At 36.2% G+C, this 25,161-nt stretch carries 23 protein-coding genes and 1 tRNA gene; 17 read left to right on the top strand and 7 right to left on the bottom strand.

From position 1 onward, the window contains the following. Positions 1–111: 111 nt before the first annotated feature. Positions 112–579, top strand: coding sequence for a transcription elongation factor GreA (greA, locus tag ACFOW1_RS05475; protein ID WP_379012734.1), 468 nt, complete (start codon positions 112–114; stop codon positions 577–579). Between the two features lie 115 nt (positions 580–694). Here greA and ACFOW1_RS05480 read toward each other — a convergent pair whose 3' ends face one another. Continuing rightward, on the bottom strand, positions 695–2,149 hold the full coding sequence (locus ACFOW1_RS05480; protein WP_379012735.1) for an isocitrate/isopropylmalate family dehydrogenase: 1,455 nt from the start codon (positions 2,147–2,149) through the stop codon (positions 695–697). 347 nt (positions 2,150–2,496) lie between these two features. Here ACFOW1_RS05480 and ACFOW1_RS05485 point away from each other — a divergent pair, with 347 nt between their 5' ends. From ACFOW1_RS05485 to ACFOW1_RS05500, 4 genes are all read left to right on the top strand, one after another. Next, positions 2,497–2,694, top strand: coding sequence for a hypothetical protein (locus tag ACFOW1_RS05485; protein WP_379012737.1), 198 nt, complete (start codon positions 2,497–2,499; stop codon positions 2,692–2,694). Between the two features lie 887 nt (positions 2,695–3,581). Beyond that, a complete protein-coding gene (locus tag ACFOW1_RS05490; RefSeq protein ID WP_379012739.1) occupies positions 3,582–4,835 on the top strand; it encodes a multidrug effflux MFS transporter in 1,254 nt (417 codons plus the stop codon). Positions 4,836–4,917: 82 nt separating this feature from the next. Next, complete coding sequence (locus ACFOW1_RS05495) at positions 4,918–5,913, top strand: cellulase family glycosylhydrolase (RefSeq protein WP_379012740.1); 996 nt, start codon at positions 4,918–4,920, stop codon at positions 5,911–5,913. Between the two features lie 127 nt (positions 5,914–6,040). Continuing rightward, positions 6,041–6,553, top strand: a complete 513-nt coding sequence (locus tag ACFOW1_RS05500; RefSeq protein WP_379012742.1) for a hypothetical protein — start codon at positions 6,041–6,043, stop codon at positions 6,551–6,553. Between the two features lie 74 nt (positions 6,554–6,627). Here the strand turns inward: ACFOW1_RS05500 and ACFOW1_RS05505 are convergent, their stop codons facing one another. The 3 genes from ACFOW1_RS05505 to ACFOW1_RS05515 all read right to left on the bottom strand — a co-directional run bounded on the left by ACFOW1_RS05505 (position 6,628) and on the right by ACFOW1_RS05515 (position 11,603). Continuing rightward, positions 6,628–8,043, bottom strand: coding sequence for a DNA recombination protein RmuC (locus tag ACFOW1_RS05505; protein ID WP_379012744.1), 1,416 nt, complete (start codon positions 8,041–8,043; stop codon positions 6,628–6,630). Between the two features lie 190 nt (positions 8,044–8,233). Next, complete coding sequence (locus tag ACFOW1_RS05510) at positions 8,234–9,502, bottom strand: DUF1501 domain-containing protein (protein ID WP_379012745.1); 1,269 nt, start codon at positions 9,500–9,502, stop codon at positions 8,234–8,236. Between the two features lie 85 nt (positions 9,503–9,587). Then, positions 9,588–11,603 carry a DUF1800 domain-containing protein gene (locus ACFOW1_RS05515; protein ID WP_379012747.1) on the bottom strand — a complete coding sequence of 672 codons (2,016 nt, stop codon included), beginning with the start codon at positions 11,601–11,603 and terminating at the stop codon, positions 9,588–9,590. 133 nt (positions 11,604–11,736) lie between these two features. On the opposite strand from ACFOW1_RS05515, the gene cysC reads away from it, so the two are divergent. From cysC to ACFOW1_RS05540, 5 genes are all read left to right on the top strand, one after another. After that, positions 11,737–12,312, top strand: a complete 576-nt coding sequence (gene cysC / locus ACFOW1_RS05520) for an adenylyl-sulfate kinase (RefSeq protein WP_379012748.1) — start codon at positions 11,737–11,739, stop codon at positions 12,310–12,312. Continuing rightward, complete coding sequence (gene pth / locus ACFOW1_RS05525) at positions 12,312–12,890, top strand: aminoacyl-tRNA hydrolase (protein WP_379012750.1); 579 nt, start codon at positions 12,312–12,314, stop codon at positions 12,888–12,890. Before cysC ends, pth begins: the two co-directional genes overlap by 1 nt. Positions 12,891–13,012: 122 nt before the next feature. Further along, entirely contained in the window at positions 13,013–13,624 is a 612-nt protein-coding gene (locus ACFOW1_RS05530; protein WP_379012751.1) for a fumarylacetoacetate hydrolase family protein, read from the top strand. 40 nt (positions 13,625–13,664) lie between these two features. Continuing rightward, on the top strand, positions 13,665–15,731 hold the full coding sequence (locus ACFOW1_RS05535; protein WP_379012752.1) for an alpha-ketoacid dehydrogenase subunit alpha/beta: 2,067 nt from the start codon (positions 13,665–13,667) through the stop codon (positions 15,729–15,731). A 134-nt stretch (positions 15,732–15,865) separates the two neighbouring features. After that, positions 15,866–15,939: transfer RNA gene (locus ACFOW1_RS05540), tRNA-Met, on the top strand. 268 nt (positions 15,940–16,207) lie between these two features. Here the strand turns inward: ACFOW1_RS05540 and ACFOW1_RS05545 are convergent. Further along, a complete protein-coding gene (locus tag ACFOW1_RS05545; RefSeq protein WP_379012753.1) occupies positions 16,208–17,086 on the bottom strand; it encodes a helix-turn-helix domain-containing protein in 879 nt (292 codons plus the stop codon). A 124-nt stretch (positions 17,087–17,210) separates the two neighbouring features. On the opposite strand from ACFOW1_RS05545, the gene ACFOW1_RS05550 reads away from it, so the two are divergent. Genes ACFOW1_RS05550 through ACFOW1_RS05580 form a run of 7 tightly spaced genes read left to right on the top strand, consistent with a single transcriptional unit; the run spans position 17,211 to position 24,105 of the window. Continuing rightward, entirely contained in the window at positions 17,211–18,383 is a 1,173-nt protein-coding gene (locus ACFOW1_RS05550; protein WP_379012755.1) for an MFS transporter, read from the top strand. Positions 18,384–18,413: 30 nt separating this feature from the next. After that, the gene (locus ACFOW1_RS05555; RefSeq protein WP_379012757.1) at positions 18,414–19,889 is read left to right on the top strand and encodes a subtype B tannase; all 1,476 of its coding nucleotides are present in this window, start codon (positions 18,414–18,416) and stop codon (positions 19,887–19,889) included. Between the two features lie 31 nt (positions 19,890–19,920). Continuing rightward, entirely contained in the window at positions 19,921–20,877 is a 957-nt protein-coding gene (locus ACFOW1_RS05560; RefSeq protein WP_379012759.1) for a VOC family protein, read from the top strand. A gap of 23 nt (positions 20,878–20,900) precedes the next feature. After that, on the top strand, positions 20,901–21,617 hold the full coding sequence (locus tag ACFOW1_RS05565) for a PIG-L deacetylase family protein (RefSeq protein ID WP_379012761.1): 717 nt from the start codon (positions 20,901–20,903) through the stop codon (positions 21,615–21,617). Between the two features lie 2 nt (positions 21,618–21,619). Beyond that, positions 21,620–22,237, top strand: coding sequence for a 4-carboxy-4-hydroxy-2-oxoadipate aldolase/oxaloacetate decarboxylase (locus ACFOW1_RS05570; RefSeq protein ID WP_379012762.1), 618 nt, complete (start codon positions 21,620–21,622; stop codon positions 22,235–22,237). Continuing rightward, entirely contained in the window at positions 22,213–23,013 is an 801-nt protein-coding gene (locus tag ACFOW1_RS05575) for an NAD(P)-dependent oxidoreductase (RefSeq protein ID WP_379012764.1), read from the top strand. Before ACFOW1_RS05570 ends, ACFOW1_RS05575 begins: the two co-directional genes overlap by 25 nt. Beyond that, the gene (locus tag ACFOW1_RS05580; RefSeq protein ID WP_379012765.1) at positions 23,014–24,105 is read left to right on the top strand and encodes a 4-oxalomesaconate tautomerase; all 1,092 of its coding nucleotides are present in this window, start codon (positions 23,014–23,016) and stop codon (positions 24,103–24,105) included. A gap of 276 nt (positions 24,106–24,381) precedes the next feature. Here the strand turns inward: ACFOW1_RS05580 and ACFOW1_RS05585 are convergent, their stop codons facing one another. Both ACFOW1_RS05585 and ACFOW1_RS05590 read right to left on the bottom strand, forming a co-directional pair. After that, positions 24,382–24,621, bottom strand: coding sequence for a KTSC domain-containing protein (locus ACFOW1_RS05585; RefSeq protein WP_379012766.1), 240 nt, complete (start codon positions 24,619–24,621; stop codon positions 24,382–24,384). A 52-nt stretch (positions 24,622–24,673) separates the two neighbouring features. Next, positions 24,674–25,117 (bottom strand): GNAT family N-acetyltransferase, encoded by a 444-nt coding sequence (locus ACFOW1_RS05590; protein WP_379012768.1) that lies wholly within the window; start codon positions 25,115–25,117, stop codon positions 24,674–24,676. Positions 25,118–25,161: the final 44 nt, after the last annotated feature.

Below are 25,161 nucleotides of genomic sequence, written 5' to 3' on the forward strand. Positions count from 1 at the left end.
GAAAAGAAAAAAATATTGTGCACTCTAGCCTTTTTTCTATATTTGTACTAGTGCAACGCCGCAGTCATTCTGTGGCGTTGTATTTTTTTGTATCATCTTAAAACAAAGATCATGAGTGAATATGTAACGAAAGAAACCTTTGATAAAATGAGGGAAGAGCTGCAAAGGATGAAAGCAATTGATAGACCTGCAGCCAGTAAAGCCATTGCAGAAGCAAGAGAAAAAGGCGATTTAAAAGAAAATGCTGAGTATGATTCTGCTAAAGAAGCGCAAGGCATGCTTGAAGCAAGAATTAAACAACTAGAAGGCGTAATTGCCAATGCTAAAATTGTAGATCCCAATACCATAGATATTAGTAAAGTAGCTATTTTGACCAAAGCGACTATTACTAATTTGTCTACCAAAAAAACAGTTACTTACCAAATTGTGGGCGAAAAAGAAGCTGACTTAAAGGCAGGAAAAATTTCTGCATCTTCACCTATTGGTAAAGGCCTACTCGGTAAAGCCATTGGCGAAATTGCTGAAGTACAAGCCCCTAACGGTATTTTAAAGTTTAAGATAGAAGGTATTGCTATTTAGCCCCAATCCTAAAGGGTGATACCATCTAAAAACAAAGCCCTCACCATTGTGAGGGCTTTATTATTAAGAGCAAATATCATTGCCCATTATTTCAACTTTATGAACCAGCAGTTTTTTACTGCCCTTGTGCGCTGCTGTACAATTTTTTATCGCCTATTCTGTTCAACAGTTCCATGGAGCATACTTTAAAGTCGGCGGTCATTCTTTTGTACAATTCTAAAATATCTACTTGGGTTAATGGCTCGCCATCAGCACTTTCAAAGCGGCACATATAGGTATTAACCAAGTTAGTAAATATAGAACCTGTAGGCCAAACCTGTGTACCACGATTGGTTACAGTCGTCAATTTAAATAATGTCAGCGTATGTTTCAGCGCTAGTTCAGCCACTATTTTTGGCTGCACATGACTTTCTACAAAAAAGTCAACACCAACAATTTCTTCTTTTATCGATTCTATACTTTCTAGCATCGGGTTGTTATCGAGTACAAAATGCGTAGGTGTTTTGTAGTTATTGGCGATAATTGGTTTGGCATTGATACTTGGTTGTTTACCAAAATTGCCAATAATGGCATTGGCAAATTCAGTAGTATTTACCGATGGAATCGTTTTATCACCAAAATCGCCCGTGTGTATACCACTTTCTAATGTGTATAGCAAGGCATTTTCAATGATGGCACTTGTTTCCATCAAACCTAAGTGACGTAACATGGCCAAGCCGCTTAGTAATAATGAGGTAGGATTGGCAATGTTTTTGCCAGCAATATCTGGTGCTGTTCCGTGTACCGCTTCAAAAATAGAAATGTGGTCGCCAATATTTGCCGAAGGCGCAAAACCTAAACCACCCACCAAGCCGGCACAAAGGTCGCTCACAATATCGCCTTGCAAGTTGGTTAATACCACCACATCAAACAAATCTGGACGTGTTACCAATTTCATGCACAAGTCATCTACAATAACGTCGTCCGCTTTTAGTTCTGGATATTCTTTGGCTACCTCATAAAACACTTCTAAAAACAAACCATCGGTTAGTTTCATAATGTTGGCCTTATGACCGCAAGTAATTCTACGAGCGCCTTTTTTCTTAGCCATTTCAAACGCATATTTAATTACCTGCAAGCTACCTGGGCGAGTAATAAACCTACGACCAAGCGCCACATCATGCGTTAATAAATGCTCAATACCACCATAGGTATCTTCAATATTTTCACGAACTATCGTAATATCAATTGGAATACCGGCTTTAGAAAACACTGTATCTACACCATGCAAGGTTTGAAATTCACGTTTATTAGCGTAGGTGTTCCAAGTTTTTCTTGCCGTAACGTTTACGCTTTTTACGCCCTTGCCCTTAGGCGTTTCCATTGGGCCTTTAAACAAAATGCTCAAGTCTTCAATTGTTTGTTTCGCTTCGGTTGTCATACCGTTGCTATAGCCTTTGTCAAACACCCACTTGCCCATATCTACCACTTCGTATTCAAGCGGCACTTTTGCTGCATTAAAAATTCCTAGTACGGCATCCATAATTTCTGGTCCTATACCATCGCCTTTGGCTACTGCAATTTTGTCCATAGTGTGTTTGTTTTGCTTATCAATGTGGGTAGTTGCAAATTTAAGCTGCAAGGCAATAGCACCCCACTATTAATTAAGGTCTTTTTGTGGATAATGAAAGTAGAGGTTTCGAGTAAAGAGACAACGAGGACAAAGGGCGAAAAGGATGCTACTTTAAAGTAGGTGTTATCAAACAATAATTATGTTAGCTAGATTTTTGCTTACGCTTTTTATTATTTGCAACAAAATATCCTGTCCACATAGTTATGAAATAAAAAATTCCGATACTACTTGAAACTCTCCAAGAATACGGTTCAAAATAAAATGCACCTATATATATTGTGGTAGAGATGGTCAAAAAATACAACATGCCTTTTTTGGTAAATATTGAACCTTCTTGTACTAGTGTAGTGCTATTGGATGCTCTGTATCTGTTAAGTTTAATGATTACTTCGTCGCAAAAAGCTTTGAAGTCATCTGTTTTACAAAAGTTTTCATTAGCAGAAATAGTTAAATTCTCTTTATTAGATTTTAGACGTAATTCTGGTCCGTTTTTTCCAATGTAAAGTTTATAGGAATTCAACTCAGTGAAATCTATTGTTATTGTCTTATTTCCAAATTGAAAGATTAAGCAACTGTCGTCCAATTTAGCAAAGCAAGTTCTAACGACTATTCTTTTGATAAGTTGAAATAACAAAAACGATAGCCCAAAACTTACCGTAATAGTGATAATCAAATTTTGGTGATTCCATAATCCTAAATACATCAGAAGAATAAATGTTCAAATGACCAGTAGTATTGCTATTAGGGTATCTAACAATTTTGTATATTGAAATTGATATTCTTTCATTTAAATGGTCAATAAGTAATGATAATGTAAGTAATCGTTTATTAAAAATAGATATAAATCCTTTCAATGCAAATTAGAACCAAGCTATTTTGTTATTGCGTGTAGTCAGTCATTAAAAATCTCTTTACGATATAAATTCCTTTACGGTGTTCAGCAATGAGTTATGTAAAACCTTCCGCCGATGCGGCGCATGATTTTACCACCATAGAAAAGCTTCCGCCGATGCGGCGGACGGTTTTACTACCACAGAAAAGCTTCCGCCGCTGTGGATATGGCTTTCACCTGAAGCTTTCCTTCGATTAGGTGCTTCGCTCCTCAGCATGACATCGAAAAGCGCTGCGTCCTTTGTGTTCTTTGCTTCGTTGCGTGAAATACCTACGCTGCAATAAAAGCCCAATTACCCACTGTAGCCGCGGTGTGCGACGCCTATATCGGTAGGCTTTGTACTAACGATGACCAATAAACATTACTACCCACCAATGACCAATGACCTATCACCAATAACCGCTTGCCAAACATTTTCCCTAACACCCCATCTTCTCAAGCTTTATTCTTGTTCCTTTGCAACATCAAATTGGTTTTTTGTAAAAGATAAATAGACATATGAGCACCAAACAAAGCGGACAAAATAAGTTACACCTGATATTAATTCTTGGCCTTTTAGCAGCTATTGGGCCTTTTTCGATAGATATGTACTTACCTGCTTTTCCCGATATTGCCAAAACCTTGAACACATCAGTATCGTCGGTTATGCTGTCGCTATCCTCTTTTTTCATTGGTATTTCGGTTGGGCAACTAATTTATGGCCCATTGCTAGAGCGCTTCGGTAGAAAAAAGCCTTTATACGTCGGCTTAACTATTTATGCCATTGCTTCATTGGCTTGCGCCACTACCTTGTCAGTAAATGGGTTGATTGTGTACAGGTTGTTTCAAGCCTTAGGCGGCTGTGTAGGTATGGTGGCTTCTCGTGCTATGGTAAGAGATTTATTTGATGTGAAAGACAATGCCAAAGTCTTTTCAACACTCATGTTGGTTATCGCAGTATCGCCTATTGTTGCGCCTACTTTGGGCGGATATCTAACTGCTTATTTGGGCTGGCGTTATATTTTTGGGGTATTGATTACCATTATCAGCATTATATTGGCTGGGGTATATTTTCTATTACCCGAAAGCAAACAACCCGATACCAGTTTTTCGCTAAAGCCCGCCGCTATTTTCAACAGTTTTGCTACCATCATCAAAAATCCACAATTTATCATTTACACCCTTACAGGTTCGCTAACAGCGGCAGCTTTATATGCTTACATCAGCGGCTCGCCTTATGTATTTATGGTATTGTTTAAGGTAAGTGAAAAGCATTATGGGTGGATATTTGCCATTATTGCTGCAGGGCTAATTGGGGCAAGCCAGTTTAATAGTTTATTACTTAAAAAATATAAATCTGAGCAAGTGATGCGCTGTGGTATTTACATACAAAGTACCATTGGAATCATATTGGTCGTTTTATCAGTATTGAACATACAAGAGTTGTATATAACCATTGCATTAATATTTGCGTTTTTAGGTTGCCAAGGTTGTATTTTTCCTAATGCATCGGCATTGTCTATGGCACCCTTTGGGCATAATGCAGGTAGTGCATCGGCGTTAATGGGCTTTTTGCAAATGAGTATCGGCGCGCTTATGTCTGCCTTAGTAAGTGTATTTCAAAACGGGACATCGCTACCCATGACAGGCATTATGGCTTTCTGTACTTTATCGGCCGCAACGTTGTACACTTTTGGTAGCAAGCGGATAACCAATAATACTACCAAAGAAATGGTAGAGGAAGAAGAAATAGAAATGGTGAGTACCTTGTAAACTATTTTTAGATGATGGCTAGTTGTAGCTAATATTATATTTACTATTGCTTGCCTAATGCCTTGCCCATATGAAAGCCATCATGTGCCTACTAATTAGTATTCTTCTATTCGCTTGTAAAAAGGGTAGCGATGGTAGTAATGTGGCTAATAGTAATAGCTATCATATTGTTGGTAAAGCTATCTACTATCAAGATAAACCTGCACAATTAATAGGCTGTAATGCTTTACATGTTTTTGGTGCAGGTAGTAGCGATATGCGTAGCTGGCAGATAGATATTGTAAGAGAATTTATCGGTAATGTAAAAGAAACGCCCATTAGTGGCGGCGTAATAAAAGACGCTGCCAATACGTATTTGTACGCATTACAAACCATTGTTGATAGCAATAGGCTCAATCATCAAGTTACCATTTTATGCCCTTTTAAATGGGATACTACTGCCAACACAGATTTTACTGGTAAATGGCCATCGAACACTTCTTGGTGGACAGCCTACAAACAGACGCTAGCGCAATGGGCTTTGTATTTTAAAAACCAGCCGGATGTATGGCTAGAAGTTTGGAATGAACCTTATAGATACGACCGCACCGATGGCTACACGGATGATATTTGGCTAACACATATGAACGAATTAGTAGGTATTATCAGAAATACGGGCAACAATAATATTGTAGTAGTACCCTGTGCTGAACAAGGACAAGACGAATCTGTATTATTGACCAAAGGTCAAATTTTAGAGACGTATTACGCCGATATTCTGTTTGATATTCATGCCTACGAAAAATGGTTATTAGCGTCAAATACCGCTATTGGTAGCAGATTACAGCAATTGCAGCAGCAGAATATACCAGTTATTTTTGGCGAAACAGCCCCCATGAATGCAGGGGTTTTAATGCCGCCAGCTAGCTTTTTAGATTCTATTTATACTAGAGGTATGTCTGTATGTGCTTGGCTTTGGAAATATGATGAAAATGACCAAGATGCATTATTAACAACAACAGGTAAGCCAAATAATAACAACAATAACCAATGGGGTACTTTGTACAATACTTTATGCCTAAAACCGCGAAAGCCATGAGTGTATTTTTTGAACTATTACCTATTCAAAACTAATGTTTACCGAAAATTATCTTTCACATTTTGTAGACAACCAAAAACGTTCAATATTTACTTTGTAACATTACCCCATCTAGAACTAATTAAACATGAGTAGCAAAAACATGCACCAAACAATGAGAATTTACCACCGATACTTAGGCTTTTTTCTAGCAGGTATCATGGCGGTTTATGCACTAAGTGGTATTGTATTAATATTTAGAGATACCGACTTTTTAAAACGTACCAAACAAGTAGAAAAGCATTTAAAGCCAAACTTAACAGTAGAATCGCTAGGTAAGGAATTGAAAATGAGAGAATTAAAGGCCGATAAAGAAGATAGTGCTACCATTACTTTCAAACAAGGTACTTATAGTAAAACCTCTGGTATCGCTCAATATAGCACTAAGGAGTTGCCATATTTTGTACAAAAACTTACCAATTTGCATAAGGCAAGTACCAAAAATCCCTTGTTCTTTTTAAATGTGTTCTTTGGGCTATCACTACTCTTTTTTGTAATATCTTCTTTTTGGATGTTTATGCCTAAAACGACCATCTTTAAGAAAGGACTTTATTTTACATTAGCAGGCGTTGTGCTTACCATCATCCTTTTGATTGTATAATTCCAATACTTAATTGTACACAGCATCTCTTATTAGGCATAGGCTAAGTAGTTATTCGGGCTACTTAGCCTATTTTATGTTTCATCTATTTTTAATTCCATTAATAATCTGTCTGGTAGATTTTTTTGTGCATTAGCCCCCATCTTTTTCAGTTCTTCTACCTTGCTTACCAAGTTGCCACGACCGGTACTCAATTGCTTAAATGCATCGTCGTAGCTTTGTTGCGCAGCGGTAATTTTTTTACCTACATCTTCTAAATTCTCTACAAAGCTTACAAACTTGTTGTATAGTAAACCTGCTTTATCTGCAATATCAATGGCATTTCTATTCTGCAATTCCACTTTCCATAGGTCGGCGATTATTTTAAGGACAGCCAACAAATTGGTAGGGCTTACCAACATAATTTTTTTATCATAAGCGTATTTCCATAAGCCATTGTCCTGCTTCACCGCTTCTAAAAAAGCAGGTTCTATTGGTATAAATAGCAACACATAATCAAGCGCTTTTGCGTAGCGTGGATAGTCTTTTTTTGCAAGTCCGTCTATATGTTGTCTTATAGATTTGATATGGTCCTGTAAATGCTGCTGCTGACTAGCCACATCGTTTGCAGCGATATAAGCTTCCCATGCCAATAACGATACTTTGCTATCTACAATAATTTTTCGTTGGTCAGGGTAACAAATAGTTACATCTGGCTGTAAACCGCGTCCTTGCTCATCTTTAATAATATTGCCTGCTGTGTCTTTTATAAAATCTTGTGTAAAATATTCTCTGTTTTTAGTCAGCCCACTGTGTTCCAGAATACTTTCTAAAATCATTTCGCCCCAGTTGCCTTGTTGCTTTACATTCCCTTTTAAGGCAGTGGTTAAATTATTGGCTTCTTGGCTCACTAGGCGGCTCATATCCATCAAGCGTTCTATGTGTTTGCCTAAGGCAAAGCGCTCTTTACTCTCGGCATCGTAGGTTTGTTCTACTTTTTGTTTAAAATCTACCAACTGTGTTTTCAATGGCTCAAGTAAGTGTTTCATTTGCTCGCCATTTTGGGTAGAAAACTGTTGTGTTTTCTTTTCCATAATGGTATTAGCTAAGGTTTCAAATTGTGCCAATTGTGCCGTCTTCATCCCTTCATAATCTTGCCGAAGCATAAGTAGTTTCTCTTGTTCTGCCCGCAATACTGCTGCATCCTGTGCTTGCGCTGCTTTTAGTCGTAACAAGTCATTGCTTAGCTGTATTTTTTCTAATTTCAATTCGTTCAATGCTTGACTACTTGTTTGATATAGCGTTTTAAAAGTAGTTGCATCGTTTTGTTGTTGTGTAATTTGGGCAGCCAGTGTAGCACTCAGTTGTTGCTGTTCTTGTAGTTGCTGTTGTAATTGCGCAATGGTATTGGTTTGAATGGCTATGCGAGCGCCAGTTGTTACGGTTTTTATGAGCCTACCAATAACAACGCCCACAACTAAAGCAGCAAGTATAAAGAGGTATTGTTCCATATGAAGATAATCAGCAATAAAATTACTACTTGCTTATTTAAAAATGAATGAATAAATGATGTGGGTAGGTTTTGAATATATTAAAAGTGAGATTTAGTGCAAAATATTGACTTAGTAGGTGTTTTAAACAAATAATGCCTCGCAATTGCGAAGCATTATTTGCATAGCTAGAAAATTCTCCGTTTAAAGCTTATGCATTCATTACACCAATTTTATTGCCATCCCATTCTGGAAACAATAACTTGTCATTGTTTAATTTTAAATGTTTATCAGCTACTTCGCTAAACACACTTCTAAAGTCGGTAGTTACGGGTACGTCTCTACCATCTTCTAAGTTTTCTTGGCTAAGTATTGGCATATTGCCATGCACTTTACCACCTTTTACATCATTCCCCAAAATAAACATGCAACTACCTCTACCATGGTCTGTACCGCCTGTGCCATTTTGCTTTACAGTACGCCCAAATTCGGTCATCGTCATCACATCTACATCATCTTGATAGGCTTCAATATCTTTCCAAAAAGCAGTAATGCAATCGCTTAAATCGCTCACATTTCTTGCAAAAACACCTGTGTCTACCCCTTGGTTATAATGTGTATCCCAGCCACCACATTCTGTAAATGCCACTTCAAGTCCTACATCCATTTTTATCAGTTGTGCCATTTGTTTGAGCGAATTGCCTAAACCTGTAGCAGGATACATCACTCCATTAGCCGGCTTGTAATTTTTGGTATCTGCTTTTTGTAACATTTTTACTGCATCAAAACTTTCTTTACCAGTTTTATTCAGCAAACTAGAAGAGGTTTGGTCGTACAAATCTTCAAAGCTTTTTGCAGCGAAATTGGTAGCTATAGGATTGCCGCGCATCTGTATAGCAAAGTCTTGTAAGTTACTAATAGCTACTGCAGGATTATCGCCATATAAAGACCTTGGTAAAGATGATGTGATGCTCACTGCCTGAAAAGGTGAAGCCGCTTCGTGGCCTAGCAAGCCTACCGCTCTATTTAACCAGCCGCTTGCAGTGCCTTTGTTAAACGGCGTTCCCGCTTCCATAAAGTCTTGTGCATCAAAGTGAGAGCGCGTATTGTTTGGCGAGCCAACTGCATGCACGATTGCCAGGCGTTTTTCTCTAAACAAAGGTTCAAAGCTTTTCATGGCAGGATGCAGACCAAAACGACCGTCCAAATCTATTAGTGGATTACTAGAAGATTCTTTAGCTGCTGACATAAATAGAGTAGGCCTTGCAGCTTTTAAATAGGTGTCGGTAAATGGCGTAACTGCCATTAAACCGTCCATAGCACCACGTTGGAAGATGCATACAAGAATTTTTTTTCTTTTATAGGGTGATAATATTTTATCGTTGTTAGCGGCACGAGCAATAAATGTTGGTACCCCACCAATTCCAGTAGCAAACAATGCTAAAGCACCCGATTTTAAAAAGCCTCTTCTTGATGACATAATTGATAATTTGAGATTTATAATTGTACCACATATGAAGCATCTGCATACTCAAAATTCTAGATACTCTTATGGTTAATGAACTTTATTTTCTTTGAAATTCTGGTGAACCGATAATAATACCTGTAACCTGAGATAACATTGAGTTATTACCAGCAACAGCCATTAACCTTTGTAGTGGTATCTCTGGAGCTGTTTTCTTACCAGGATTTTCTTTCAATGTTTTTTGATCTCTCGATGCTATATCTGTATTTGCCATCATATTATCGCCCATCATAGCATTGTCTGTAGTAGCAGCTTGTGGCACAGGCGACGTACTAGCTGCATTAGCTATTTTGGTATGAATATCAGGGTCGTTGATTAAAGGCGTTAAGCGCTTAATCGTTTGTGTAACATCTCTTTCAGGCATTAATAATTTACTATAAATGCTTAGCGCAGCTTCTGCACTTTCTGGTTCGTGGTTATTATTTAGGGAAGCCAAATTAAAAGTAACGCCAGGTATGCGTTGGCTAGCAAGCGCCAAACCAAAGTTCATACGGTTTAATAGCGAACCCGTATTTATCCAGTATTCGCCTTTATCAGGAAAACCAGTAGGTGCTTGGTAGTAATACATGCGCTCACCCATTTTACTTACCCAATTATAAATTTGATAAGGCTGTGATATGGTTGCATTTAAACCACGAACAGCACTAATAGCTAGTTCAAAAGGTGATTTTGTTTTTTCTCTCAAAGCGTCTTTGCTCCAAAATTCTGGTGATGATACCATCGTAATTAAAACTTTTTTAATATCGCCATCTGAGTTTAAAAATGTTTTAGACATTTTATCAATTAAGCTTGTTGGCGGGTTGTCGTTTACAAAACGAACAGCCAATTTTTTACTAATAAAGCGTGCGGTAGAAGTGTGATGTGCAAGTAGCTTGATCAATTGTAAACCTTCATCGTAGCCGCCATTAGCTACAAATGTTTTACCCAATACTACTTTCTCTGTTTTGTCATGTTTGTTAGCTGCAAATGCAAAGTCACCATCGTGTACAAAGCCTTGCTGTATTAATTTGTCTTCACCAATTCTATCCAAGGCTTTTTTTGCGGCTTCGCCACCATAAGGGTTTAATGTTGGATAAATAGTCCAGCCTGTTAATACCTTAGCTGCGTTGGTTACATCTGTTTGTGTATATCCGCCATCTACACCAAGCGTATGCAATTCCATGATTTCACGGGCATAATTTTCGTTTAATCCCTGTGTTTTTTTTGCTTTCTGAAACTTGTCTATCGCTGCCATTTGTTGCATGGTCAATGAGTCGTTACCCATTTGTTCACCTTTTTGTATTTTGGCATAAAAAGCTGCAAGTCGCGGCGGTATTGGGGTGTTATCATTGGCGACGCTTTTTGCATTATCAAGATAATTTAACATGGCTGGTGATTTGGCAGTAGCTAATAGTAAATCTTCAAATTTACCGAGCACATTTGGGCGAATCACATCTCTTTCGTAAGCCAACACAAAATCGGCACATTCATTTTTTGTAAGTGATACATTAAAATGATTAAACCAAAAACTTGTAAGTACTTCTTGTAATTGGTTGTTGGTGTAGGCGGCACGTAATATTTTCTGATTAATCAATTGTCGATACAGTTCTTGTTGTGGCTTATAGCCTTTTAACCGCATGTATTCTGCAATTTTATCACGGTATTCTTTTCTGTCGGCCTTGTTTACTGAATCTTTGTCTATAAAACCATCTTTTACAGCTAATCTCAATAAAATACCCCCTTGTGGAAATTTATTGATGATGGCATTATTATCCATTTGCAAAGCATCATAGCTTGCTAATTTTTGTTGTAAAGAATCGTCAGGTAATTTGGCTTCTAGTTGTTCTGCAAACCATTTTTCTACACCTTCGTCTACCACTTCATCTATTTGGCCTGGCGTAGCACCAAATGTAAAACGGCTGAGTAAATGCGCTGCTGCTTCCCGTTGTGTAAAACCTGCTTTTTTATAAGGAAATTTTATGGAGCGATAACCAGTATTTTCATTGGTATAGGATGAAAGCGACACAATTGCTGTAAGAAACAATAGGCTACAAACGACTTTAACTAGTTGTTTCATGATGTATGTTTTTTAAAATAATGTAGTTGAAATAGGGCTCATTAAAGACGAGATAAGCTATTAAAAGTTTAAAAGGCAACTAAAACAGTTATTTTAACGATATTAGAAATATTGATTAAACCGACCGAGCTATATGCCTATTTTTTTATTTACAGGATTATCGGGTGCGGGTAAAACAACGCTGGCAGTATCTATAAAGCAGGCGTTGGCTTTGGTGCAATTATCTGTAGAAATAATTGATGGTGATGTATACAGGCAAACCTTGTGCAAAGATTTGGGTTTTAGCAAGCACGATAGAATAGAAAACTTGCGACGTTTGGGTGAAGTAGCTATAAATATTGCACCTTTATATGATATTGTCATTGTTGCCGCTATAAGTCCTTTTGAAGCAGCAAGGCAAGTGTTAGTACAGAATACAGGTGCATACGTAGTATGGATACAATGTGAATTAGAAATCTTAACGGATAGAGATACCAAAGGCTTGTATCGTAAAGCCTATTTGCCAAACAATCATCCAGAAAAAATTGCCAATTTAACAGGGGTGAATGATGTATACGAAGCGCCCCTACAAGCCCATTTAATCGTTAATACAAGCTATTCGTCTGTCGAAGAAAGTACCGCTATCATTTGCAAATACCTACTTAATAGCTTGCAACAAAGCGTTCCTAAACCTTTACACTCTAAATTGCCCACATTACATTTGCAGTAATGAACAAGTTTTTAATTATCGGTTTAGGTAATGTAGGTGCCGAATACAACCACACACGTCATAATATTGGCTTTGATGTGGTAGATGCTTTTGTGTTAAAAAATAATGGCATGTACAAGCTAGATAGGCTGGCTTATGTGGCTGAGGTAAAATGGAAAGGCAAAACTTTCATTTGTATAAAACCTACCACTTATATGAACCTAAGTGGCAAGGCGTTTAAGTATTGGATGGATAAAGAAAAAATTGCGATAGAAAATACGTTAACTATTGTAGATGATTTGGCGCTGCCAATAGATAAAATTCGTGTTCGCTCGTCTGGTAGCGATGCAGGCCATAATGGCTTGAGGGATATACAATTAACTCTAGGCACTGATAAATACCCAAAATTGCGTTTTGGTATTGGTAATAATTTCCCCAAAGGCATGCAAGTAGAATTTGTTTTGGGCAAATGGTTAAAAGAAGAACAGCCGATGATTATCAAAAAAATTGAGAAATGTACTGAAATTATTGAAAATTTTGCAACTATTGGTATCGAAAAAACCATGAACATAGCAAATACTTTATCCTTTACACAATAAAACCAACCTTTACACAGTTATAACATTTGGAATATAATTTATGTAGCAGTAAAAATCTACACAAGTTGCCTTGGGCAACGGTTTAGTTTGCTATATAGTTACTATTTTAAAAGCGTATAACCATGAAAATCTTCTGTGTAGGTAGAAATTATAGTGAGCATGCAAAAGAGCTGGGAAATGCTGTGCCTGAAGAACCAGTAATTTTCATGAAGCCAAAAAGCGCATTGCTGCAATCGAATACCCCTTTTTATTATCCTGAATTCTCCAACGAGCTTCATTATGAAGTGGAAATTGTTTTACGCATTTGTAAAAATGGTAAATACATACATGATAAGCAAGCACCAAAATATTTTAATGCTATTTCGGTAGGTATAGATTTTACTGCAAGAGATGTGCAAGCAGATTTAAAGAAGAAAGGATTACCTTGGGAAAAAGCCAAAGCATGGGATAATTCTGCTGTAATTGCACCTTGGATAGAGGTTACACCCGAGATGATGCGCAAGTCTATTCGCTTCTCGTTGAAAAAAAATGGTGCTCTTGTACAGCAAGGAGATACTAAAGACATGATTTTCTCGTTTAATGACATTATCAGTCATATTTCTAACTATTTCTCGTTAAATATTGGCGACGCTATTTTCACAGGCACACCCTCGGGTGTAGGTGAATGTGTAGTTGGCGATATATTAGAAGGTTTTATAGAAGACAAGAAAATGTTTGAATTATTGATAAAATAACCCGAATACCCCCCCTATCAGAAAGCAAAACGTATTACACATGTTAAACCGAGACACACTTCTGGAGGCGTACAAGCTAATGGTCACGGCGAAAGCTATGAGTGACACGTTTGAAGCAAACCAACAAGTTTGCAAATACGAGCATAGTACTTCTCGTGGTCACGAAGCCATTCAAATAGCCACTGGCATGCAATTACTGCAGTGCGATTGGGTAAGCCCTTACTACAGAGATGATAGTATGTTACTATCATTAGGCTTTACCGCTGAAGAATTAATGTTGCAATTATTAGCAAAAAAAGATGATATTTTCTCTGCTGGCCGCTCATATTATTGTCACCCAAGTAATAAAGATGGTATAAGACCATCCATTATCCACCAAAGTACTGCTGCTGGTATTCAGGCCATTCCTACGACGGGTTTGGCACAAGGCATTCAGTTTTTAGAAAATAGCCATTCTGCTTTATTAAAGAAAGGTGCTGATGGCGAAAGCCCTGTGGTAGTGTGTTCTTTAGGTGATGGTAGTGTAACAGAAGGCGAAGTAAGTGAAGCAATTTCGTATGCGGTTTTGAAAAAGTTGCCAATCGTTTATTTGGTACAAGATAATCAATGGTCAATAAGTGCTAGTGCAGATGAAACCAGGGCAAGCGATGCTTACGAATATACTGCAGGATTTAAAGGTTTAAAAAGATTACAATGTGATGGTAGCGACTTTCTACGCAGTTACGAAACCATGCAACAAGCTATTGGGCATGCAAGATTAGAACGTAAACCAGTTTTAGTGCATGCGAAAGTGCCATTACTTGGTCATCATACCAATGGTGTAAGAAAAGAATTTTACAGAGATAGAGAAGATTTACTAAAACATGGTTTATATGATCCATTACCAAAAATGCGTTTGTTGCTCAATGGTTCTGGCTATGATGAACATGAGATCAATAATGCCGAAGCAGATGCACAACGCATTGTAGCAGAAAGCTTTCAAAAAGCGATAGCTGCGGCAGAGCCTGATGTAAAAACGGTGGAAGATCATGTATTTGCTCCAACTACTATTACAGATGAAAAAGGCGATAGAAGCCCTAAAATTGGTGAAAAAGTAATGATGGTAGAAGCGGCGCTTCATGCCATTGAAGAAATAATGGAAGACCACGAAGAAGCTATTCTGTATGGTCAAGATGTGGGTAGAAGATTGGGTGGCGTATATAGAGAAACAGCAAATCTGGCAGAGCGCTTTGGCGATAGTAGGGTATTTAATATGCCAGTGCAGGAAGCCTACATTGTAGGTTCAACAGTGGGGTTATCTGCCATGGGTGTAAAACCAATTGTGCAAGTGCAGTATGGCGATTATATCTATCCAGCGTTCAACCAGTTGGTAAGTGAAATATCAAAATCTAGTTATTTAACTAATGGCAAGTTTCCTGTAGGTATGGTATTGCGAGTGCCTGTAGGTGCTTACAATGGTGGTGGTCCATATCATAGTGGTAGTATAGAAAGTACTTTATTATCTGTAAAAGGCATTAAAGTGGCTTATCCATCTAATGCTGCAGATATGAAAGGTATCATGAAAGCTGCTTTTTACGATCCTAACCCAGTAGTGGTATTAGAACATAAAGGCTTGTATTGGAGTAAGGTAGCGGGTACAGACGATGCTAAAAGTATAGAGCCATCCAGAGATTATATATTGCCTTTAGGTAAAGGAAATGTGGTGCTTGCGGCCGAAACGGATAAAGTGAAAAAAGGGGCTAGTATTTGTATTATTACCTATGGTATGGGTGTGTATTGGGCAAAAGCCGCCGCTAAAAAGTTTCCAGGCCAAATAGAAATTATTGATTTACGTTCTTTATATCCATTAGATGAAGCATTAATATTTGAAGCATCAAGCAAGCATGGTAAAGTAATTGTACTGAGCGAAGAACAGCAGAACAATTCATTTGCCGAAGCTTTGTCATTAAGAATTTCTAACAATTGTTACTATTTCTTAGACGCAAAAGTAGAAGTAGTAGGGGCGTTAAACCTACCCGCTGTGCCAATGAATATGCATTTAGAAGCGGCAATGTTACCTACAGTTGATAAAGTAATACAACGAATAGACAAATTACTAAAATACTAATATCGCATTGTAAAAACTAAAAAGTAGTAGTTGAGAATATCGGCTGCTACTTTTTTATGTGGTAAATGGGTGGTTTAATTTTAGAAATAACTACTTGTATTTTCACGAATACTCCTATATTTGCACCCCAAATTGGCGAGATAGCTCAGTTGGTTAGAGCACAGGATTCATAACCCTGAGGTCTCGGGTTCAAATCCCGATTTCGCTACATAGCCCCTCTTAGGGGCTTTTTTATTGGGTAAATTATCATATTCTCTGTCGTATAATATGTTGTAATCCCTTGCTATTTTGGTTTTTACTTGGTTATAAATTTTATTGTATCATTATTAATTTGGCTGCAACATTATTAGTTTTCTAAAAAAGGTCACACTTTGATTATGGAACTGTATTCTAATCTCTACAATCCACACGGATATTCTTACTAACTCATTTATAACAACGTGAATTTTTCTTTGAATGTGAGGTCATTTTTTTCATTAGCTTCTGTCTAGCTTGCGATATGCTTCCGGTGTTATACCTGTGTGTTTTTTAAACTTCCTAGAAAAATAATTAGCATACTCAAAATGTAATTTATATGCAATTTCAGAAATAGAGTTTGTTGTATGTAATAAATATTTCTGAGCTTCTATTATAATATATTCATCAATGATTTCAGAAGCAGGTTTTCCAACTGCTGATTTACAAATTCTATTTAAATGAACTGTTGAAATATTGAGTTCGTTTGCACAGCTAGAAACCGTTTTTTTTTGGTTGGAATGTTTAATTAATTGACTAAATCTTTTAAAATATTGATAATTATTTGCATTTACATTTTTTTGAGTTTCGATATCACAAAGGCGAAAAATCGTCACAAAAAGAGAAGACAATATTGCTTTGATCATTGTCATCCTTTCAAAAAAATTACTTAATAGCTCTCTTTCAATCTTAGTTATATATTGAAGAATCTCTTCGAAAGAGTCATTATCATAGAATTTTTTAACCACATAAATTTGATGAAAATTATCAATTAACAATGATGTTTTAAAAATATCATTTACTACACTTTCAGAAATGCTTAAAATATATCCCTCTATATCTTTTGAGTATGCAAATCCATGCATTAAGGTAGGAGGAATTACAAAAATGCAAGGCGCTTTAATTTTTGGAGTTAAACCATTATTAATGAATTCAACAGATCCTTTACAAATAAAAAAAATTTGAAAAAGATGTGTATGTATGTGAGGTTTAATCACCCAATTGAAATTTTGACTTCTAGTTGCAATTAATTCTAGAAATATATACTCGGATGAATAGTTACCTTCATCATCTCCGTAAAGACCTTTATAATTTAAAATGGGCCCTTTTTTTAGAATCATTAGACAGAATGTTCGATTTGTATCCTTAAAAGTACAAAATGTTTACCATTTATCAAGAGATAAGATTATATTTTTGACAGTAATTATAATAGCATTTACCATTAAATAACAGAAAAGTTTAACAATGAAGAAATATGCATATTTAAGTGTGATCATCATTTGTTTTCTTATGAATATACTAGATGGTACTGATGTAATGGTTATTTCATATGCTGCCCCTGGTATATCAAAACAGTGGCTCATTTCTCCACAATCATTAGGTATTGTATTTAGTTCTGCTCTTTTAGGTATGGCTCTAGGCGCAATATTTGTTGCGCCTAGAGCTGATAAATTTGGACGCAGAAATATAGTATTATTATGTAATCTGATAATGGGATTAAGTGTTTTTGCAACATCTTGGGCAACTTCAATTGAAATGTTAGCCATTATGCGTATTGTGAGTGGAATAGGTATAGGAGGGATGTTGGCTTGTACAGCAACTTTAACATCAGAATCTGCCCCAGTGAAAAAAAAAGATTTTTGGGTAAGTTTTGTTATGGCTGGATACCCAATTGGCGCTGTAATTTCTGGGCTTGTTGCGGCGTATTTAATTCCTAAATTTGGATGGCAATCTATTTTTCAAATATCTGGTGCTTTTTCCTTTTTATTTTTTCCAATTGTTTATTTTCTGTTGAAAGAATCGAATGATTTTAAGTTAAATAGGCAACCTAATGCTCATTTTTCAATAAATGAATTACTTAGTGTAGATCATCGTAAATCTACTATCATGCTTTGGGTTTCTATTTTTTTAGCATTCGCTACATTATATTTTTTAACCACCTGGATTCCAAAATTGGCTTCTGTAGCTGGACTTTCTGAAAAGTTGGCGATATATGCAGGAACAATTTTTAATCTTGGGGCATTTTTCGGTATTATATCTCAAGGATATTTTTCAACTAAGTTCGGTTTACAGAAAATAATTGCCATCTTTTTATTTTCAACAGGATTATTAATGTTAATGTTTGGTTTTTTTGTGGGTTCCGATATTGTATTAGTAATGTTTTGTTTTATTGGTTTTGGAATACAAGGCGGTTTTGTTGGTATTTATAGTTTAGCAGCTAAACTTTATCCAACGAAAATTCGTGCAACAGGGATAGGAGGTGCTGTAGGCATTGGTAGGATTGGTGCAATAATAGGACCTATGGTTGGGGGCGCATTAGTTAGTGTTGGCCTTTCAATGAAATATAATTTTATATTATTTTCAATACCTACTATTATAGGTGGACTCCTTGTATGGTTGATTGAGTCAAAAGAATAAATAATTAAATTTTATTTAATACTAATTTATATGAATAGAACAATCTTAATTACGTTATTAATTTTAATGTTATTGAACGTAAGTCTCTCATTTTCTGAGGTTTCAAAAATACAATTCTCTTCAAATGATAATTCATTGAAATTTGTATCTTCAAAATATGTCTCTCAAAGTCAAACATATCAAGGGAAATTGATAAAAGTTAGAGCCTATGAAAAAATAATTTATGTTAAGCACCCTGTTGATTCTAATAAACAAGTCATAAATATTTATATCCCAGAGGAATATTTTGTGGGTGAATCTATCAATGGATTTAATACCAACACAGCTCCTATATTTTTCCCCAATCATATTGGCGGCTATATGTCTGCTGATCCTGCAAAATTTATGGTTACAGAACAGTCAACCCCTAATTCAATGAATAATAGAACTGTTTTATATGCTTTGTCAAAAGGATATATTGTTGCTTCTGCAGGCGCTAGGGGAAGATTAACTAAAGATTTGGATGGACATAATATCGGGAAAGCTCCAGCTGCCATTGTAGATTTAAAAGCCGCTATTAGGTATTTGAAATTCAACGATCAAATAATGCCAGGCGATGCCAATAAAATTATTTCAAATGGAACAAGTGCAGGTGGTGCAATTTCTTCTTTGTTAGGCGCATCTGGCAATCATCCTGATTTTGGGCCCTATTTAACAGCATTAGGAGCAGCAAATGCCTCAGACGACATTTTTGCTGTTTCTGCCTATTGTCCAATAATTAATCTTGAAAATGCTGATATGGCGTATGAATGGCAACTAAGTAATATACATACATTTGACTTTAGAGGTAAAAAAGGGGATTTAAATAATGAGGAGTTGGGTGTATCTCAAGATTTAAAAAAAATGTTTCCACCATATCTGAATCAACTCTCTTTAAAAAATGTTAATGGCGATTTATTGACTTTAGATTCAAATGGAAATGGAAATTTTAAAGAAATAGTAAAAGCATTTATAGTAAAGTCGGCTCAAAAAGCAGTTGATTCTGGCAGTGATCTTACCCATTATTCTTTTCTAAATATTGTGCATAATAAAGTAATGTTTGTGGACTTTGATGGTTATATGCAGTATATCGGACGAATGAAAACGCCCCCAGCTTTTGACGCTTTAACTAGCAGTTCATTTGAAAATAATTTATTTGGAAATGAGACAGTAAATAGCAGACACTTTACAAACTATTCATTTACACACAGCAAAGAGATCAATCCACAAATAGCAGATAAGCTTCAGATTAATATGATGAATCCTATGCATTATATTGGAAATAGTAACGCAAAAGTTGCAAAAAATTGGCGAATAAGGCATGGAGCAAAAGACAGAGATACTGGCTTCGCTATTCCATTAATGCTTTCAATGTTATTGCAAAATAAAGGCTATACAGTAGATTTTGCTATGCCTTGGGATAAACCGCATAGTGGTGATTATGATTTAGATGAGTTGTTTCATTGGATGGATAATCTATGTAAATAATTTGCTAGGTTTCAATTTTAAAATGAAATGCATGAAAAACATAACTTGGGATTTAGCCCATTTAGCGCATGTTGAATTATTAACGTCTAAGTTTGATCAAAGTATTCGATTTTTTACTGAAATCATGGGTATGTACATCACAGAAATTTCAGGAAACTCTGCCTATTTACGTGCATACGATGATTATGAACATCATACACTAAAACTTACTGCGCATAAACATTCGGGTATGGGGCATTTTGCTTGGCGAACAAGAAGTGAAGCGTCTTTGCAAGAAAGGGCGAAGGAAATTGAACAATCTGGATTGGGAATAGGTTGGAAAGAGCATGAGTGTGGTTATGGTAAAGCATACGAATTTAGATATCCTGATGGACACAAATGTGAATTATATTTTGAAACTAATAAATATAAAGCCGAAGGCGACATGAAATCCGCTCTAAAGAATACAAGCAGTAAATTTCCTGGAAGAGGGATGAATGTAAGAAGGATTGATCATCTTAACTTATTAGCAAAAGATTTAGTAGGTTTTGCTGATTTTCAATTCAACATTGTAGGGGGGCGAAATACAGAAAGAATTGAGTTTGAAGACGGGCCAAAAGGTATATGGGTGTCTGTCAATAATAAATCATACGACTTAGCTATTACTGAGGATCATTCAGGTCTTAATGGTCGCTTTCATCATGTCACTTATGTTACCAATAGCCGAGAAGAAGTATTGCTTGCTGCAGATATCGCTTTAGAAAACGGAGTATTTATCGAGACAGGGCCGCATAAACATGCTGTTCAACAAACGTTTTTTCTTTACCTGTATGAGCCAGGTGGAAATAGAATAGAAATTGCTAACCCAACTGCCAGACTAATTCTAGATCCAGATTATGAAACAATAGTTTGGAATAAGGAAGAACGGATGAAAGGGCAAGCATGGGGTATGAAAACCGTTGAAAGTTTCCATATACGTGGTACTCCAACTCCTGAGGAGTTAATTTAATTATTAATAAATAACAAGTAAATATGAATAAGTTATTGGTAATTTCTGCTCACTCGGCCGATTTTGTTTGGAGAAGTGGCGGAACGATTGCAAAAAGTATCGAACAGGGTGCAGAGTGTTTGGTAGTTTGCCTTTCTTATGGCGAAAGAGGTGAATCAGGTGAGCTTTGGAAAGAAGATCCAAATAGGTCAGAAGAAAATGTGAAAATAATTAGAAAACAACAGGCGCAGGACGCAGCTACAATATTATGTACAAAAATTGAATTTTTGAATTGGGGTGATTATCCGATGGTAATATCTGAAGAAAGAACTAAAGAACTAACCAAAATAATTGGTGATTTTGAACCTACTGTAATTTTAACACATACGGCTAAAGATCCCTTCAATCCAGATCATCCCTTAGCTTTTCAGGTTACTGAAAGAGCTAGACTTCTTTCATGTGGCGCTGGGGTTGCAAGTGCTTTTAAAAACATTGATCCCCCCATGTGGTATTCATTTGAACCGCATCAGCCTGAAATTTGCGAATTTAAACCTGATACATTTGTAGATATTACCTCAGTTATTGATAAAAAAAATAAAGCAATGAATTGTATGGGTGCACAAAAATATCTTGTTGATTATTATACTGAATTAGCTAGCAGACGTGGTAATCATGCACGTAGAATTTCTGGGAATAAAGCAGTAAAATTTTCAGAAGCATTTCAAAGTCATATTCCAAGAATAACAAATACTATTTTTTAATTATGGATACGCTCGAGCAACTTTCAAAATTTTCTACTGCTACAATTTGTGAAGCACTTGGCAATGTAAATTATTTGCCATCTGGTATAAAGCCTATTGCTTCATCAATGAAGGTATGTGGGCCTGCTTATACAGTGCAAACTATGCCTAGAGATAATGTTTTACTACATCGAGCCTATGCTTATGCAAAACCTGGTGAAGTAATTATTGCAGATTGCTCAGGTTTTTATGAAGCAGGCTATTGGGGTGACTTATTGAGTTTGGGCGCCCAACAACATGGTATTAGTGGTTTGGTAATTGATGGTTGTGTTCGTGACGCTGATGATATTATAAAGTTGGGTTTTCCTGTGTTTTCAAGGGGACTTTGCATCAGAGGAACTTCAAATCACGGAGATGGAAAATTAAATGAGCCTATTATTATTGAGGGCGTAGTCATATATCCCGGCGATATTGTAGTGGGTGATAGAGATGGTGTTGTAATTGTTCCTGCAAATGATATAGAAGAAACAATTAACAAATGTATTGCACGAGAAGCTAAAGAAGCACGTACCAGAGAAGAACTTAGAAAGGGTAAGCCTTCGATAGAAATTTATGGATGGAAAGAAAAATTTGGCTGGTAAATATGGGAGAAATTAAAATTGCGATATTGGGATTAGGCGAAGCAGGATCAAGATTTGCCAATGATTTGGTGAAGATGGGTGTTAGTGTAATTGGATATGATCCTCAAATAGTTCATACCCTCGATAATAAAATTAAACTAGCATCTTCAGCGTTAGAAGCAGTGAAAGATGTTGATATTATCTTTAGTGTTAATCTATCTTCGGTCTCTATCGGATTAGCACAAGAGTTGCAGACTGTTTTGCAACCTAATCAGTTTTATTGTGAAATGAACACTTCAGGCCCTCAGAAAAAAATGAAAATTGCTGAAATACTCTACTTGAGTGGTGTAAAGATGATTGACTTGGCTATTATGGCACCTGTACCTCAAGAAGGTATTTTCACACCTTTATTGGCAGCAGGAGCTTATGTAGATGATTTTCTATTAAAGATTAAACCATTGGGGCTTAAAATAACTGGAATTGAAAATAGTAAAATTGGTGATGCTGCCACAAGAAAACTACTTAGATCAATAGTTTATAAAGGCATAGCAGCCGTAATTTGTGAAGCAATTGAGGCAGGCAAATCTTTTGGAATGGAATCTTATATTAGAGGTCAAATTGTGTCTTTAATAGGTGGGAATCATGAATTAATTGATCGATTTGTAGAGGGTAGTAAGATACATGCCAAACGTAGAAAAGAAGAAATGGAAGCTGTGATTGAAATGTTAGAAGAAAGAGGAATTGACCCATTAGTAACCAAAGGAACTAGAGATAATCTCCAAAAATTAATAAAATAAATGCAAGATAAGATCCCATTTATGGCTATTCGTGGAGGCAGTTCTAAGGCTTTGTTTTTTAAGGCAGAAGATTTATCTGAGAATGAACAAATACGAAATGAACAGGTAATAAAAGCCATGGAAGGCACTTTATTGGGCGATCCTCGTCAAATAGATGGGTTAGGAGGCGCTAATTCTTTGACTAGTAAAGTTGCAATTATAAGTAAGTCAAAAAATGAAAAGGCGGATTTAGACTATTTATTTCTTCAGGTAGTTGTTGGGGAAGGTAAAGTATCTTTCACTCAAACTTGCGGCAACATATTAGCAGGCGTTTTGCCATTTGCTTTAGAAACAGGAATGGTAGCATATGAGGAACCAACGACATCAGTTAGAGTTAATATGGTAAATACTAGCGGCATTTGTGAGGTAATTGCTCAAACGCCAAATAAAGCATTAGCTATTCTCGGAAACGCTCAAGTAGATGGTGTTGTTGGAACAGGTGCCCCAATTGTTTGTAATTATTTGGATACTATTGGTTCAAGTTGTGGATCACTGCTACCAACTAACAACCCATTTGATATTATTGATGGAATAAAGGTTACTTGTATTGACAATGGAATGCCTGTTGTATTAATGATGGCAAAAGATTTCGGATTGGTGGGTAATGAAAGCAAAGAAATATTAGAAGCTAATAAAGTATTAAGGCAGAAAATTGAGTCAATGAGAATTCAAGCTGGTTTTTTAATGAATTTAGGGGATGTTAGTAAAATGACAGTGCCTAAAATGTGTTTAATTTCTAAAGCATTGAATGGCGGTATAGTAAATACTAGAATGTTTATTCCACATGTTGTACATGAAGCAATAGGTGTTTTGGCAGCCGTTTCAGTTGCTACAGCATGTGTTGTTAATGGATCTATTTGTCAGCAGCAGATGCAGATTGATGGCATATTTAATGCTGATAAAATGTTTTCAATTGAGCACCCATCAGGCGAGTTTACTGTATATCTAAACTATGAATTAAATAAACATTCCTTAAATTTAATATCTTCTGGTGTTATCCGAACAGCACGTATTTTGGCAAAAGGAGAAGTATATATTCCTCCCAAAATGTAGGTACTTTTTTATGCTTGCCTTAGGATAGCAATTAGTACTGACAGATATTTTTAATTTGAGACTCTGCCCAACAAATGTTTCGTTTTAGTAATCCTGCATTTTTTCCACCTATCCCCGCAAATGCCAGTGAACAAATCATTTATTCTTTAACGATTCATTTATAGTATCCTAAAATCCTTCTTCTAGAAATCTTTCTTTCTTTTAAATGTATATCAAAAGATACAATGCCAAAAGATTTAATGATTGAACTGTAGTTGCTAATACTTTTAAGTGTTGTTACCAACGATTTCTCGTATCTATCCGATCATCCTTTTGTAATTTATGTTGCTTAAGTATGTAACTTTTAAGATATTTAAGTTTATGGTCTGCTAACGTAAGTGCTTGCCAAGTCTCTTCCGATACGTTGATGTACTTATGAATATTGCCATTGTGAAACAGAATTAGCAAAGTGCATGTTTCATTGTGGTAATTTATACTTGCAATATTTGATTGCTCAAGATTTTGTAATATTTCCATAGTAAGTGTTAGAATGGTTATGGTTGATGTGTTGAGTTTTGTTGAGTGGCGATTAATGGGTAATTGATTTTGTAAACTTTACATGCGTTGCGGCAAAACCATTGTTGCTGTAAAAAAGGTGGGCCGTTTCTCTTATTTTATTGGCTGTAACTTCTACCGCAACAGCGTTCTTCGACTTAATCTTACGTTCAATACTACTTAAAAGCGTTTTTCCAATACCGCGGCCTCTATATTTTTCGTCTACAAATAGTTCTTGTATTTCATATACGTAGCCAGCATGGTGTAGTAGTAACTGACCATGGGCGCTGATAAAACAGACAATTTGGTCATTGACTCTTGCCACCAAGTATAAGATATTTGGCTGTTGTAAATTGTATAGAAATATGTCCTTAAATGAGCCAAAAGGCGTTGTTATCCCTTCAAGTTGTTGTATAAATTGATGGATAGTATGCGCATCCTTGGCTACTGCTGTGTCTATGTTAATTTGCTCTACCATAGTAATTTTATGTAAAACAATTAGCTACAGGTTAAGAAATAGTT

Source organism: Parasediminibacterium paludis (assembly GCF_042651445.1).
Lineage (GTDB): Bacteria > Bacteroidota > Bacteroidia > Chitinophagales > Chitinophagaceae > Parasediminibacterium > Parasediminibacterium paludis.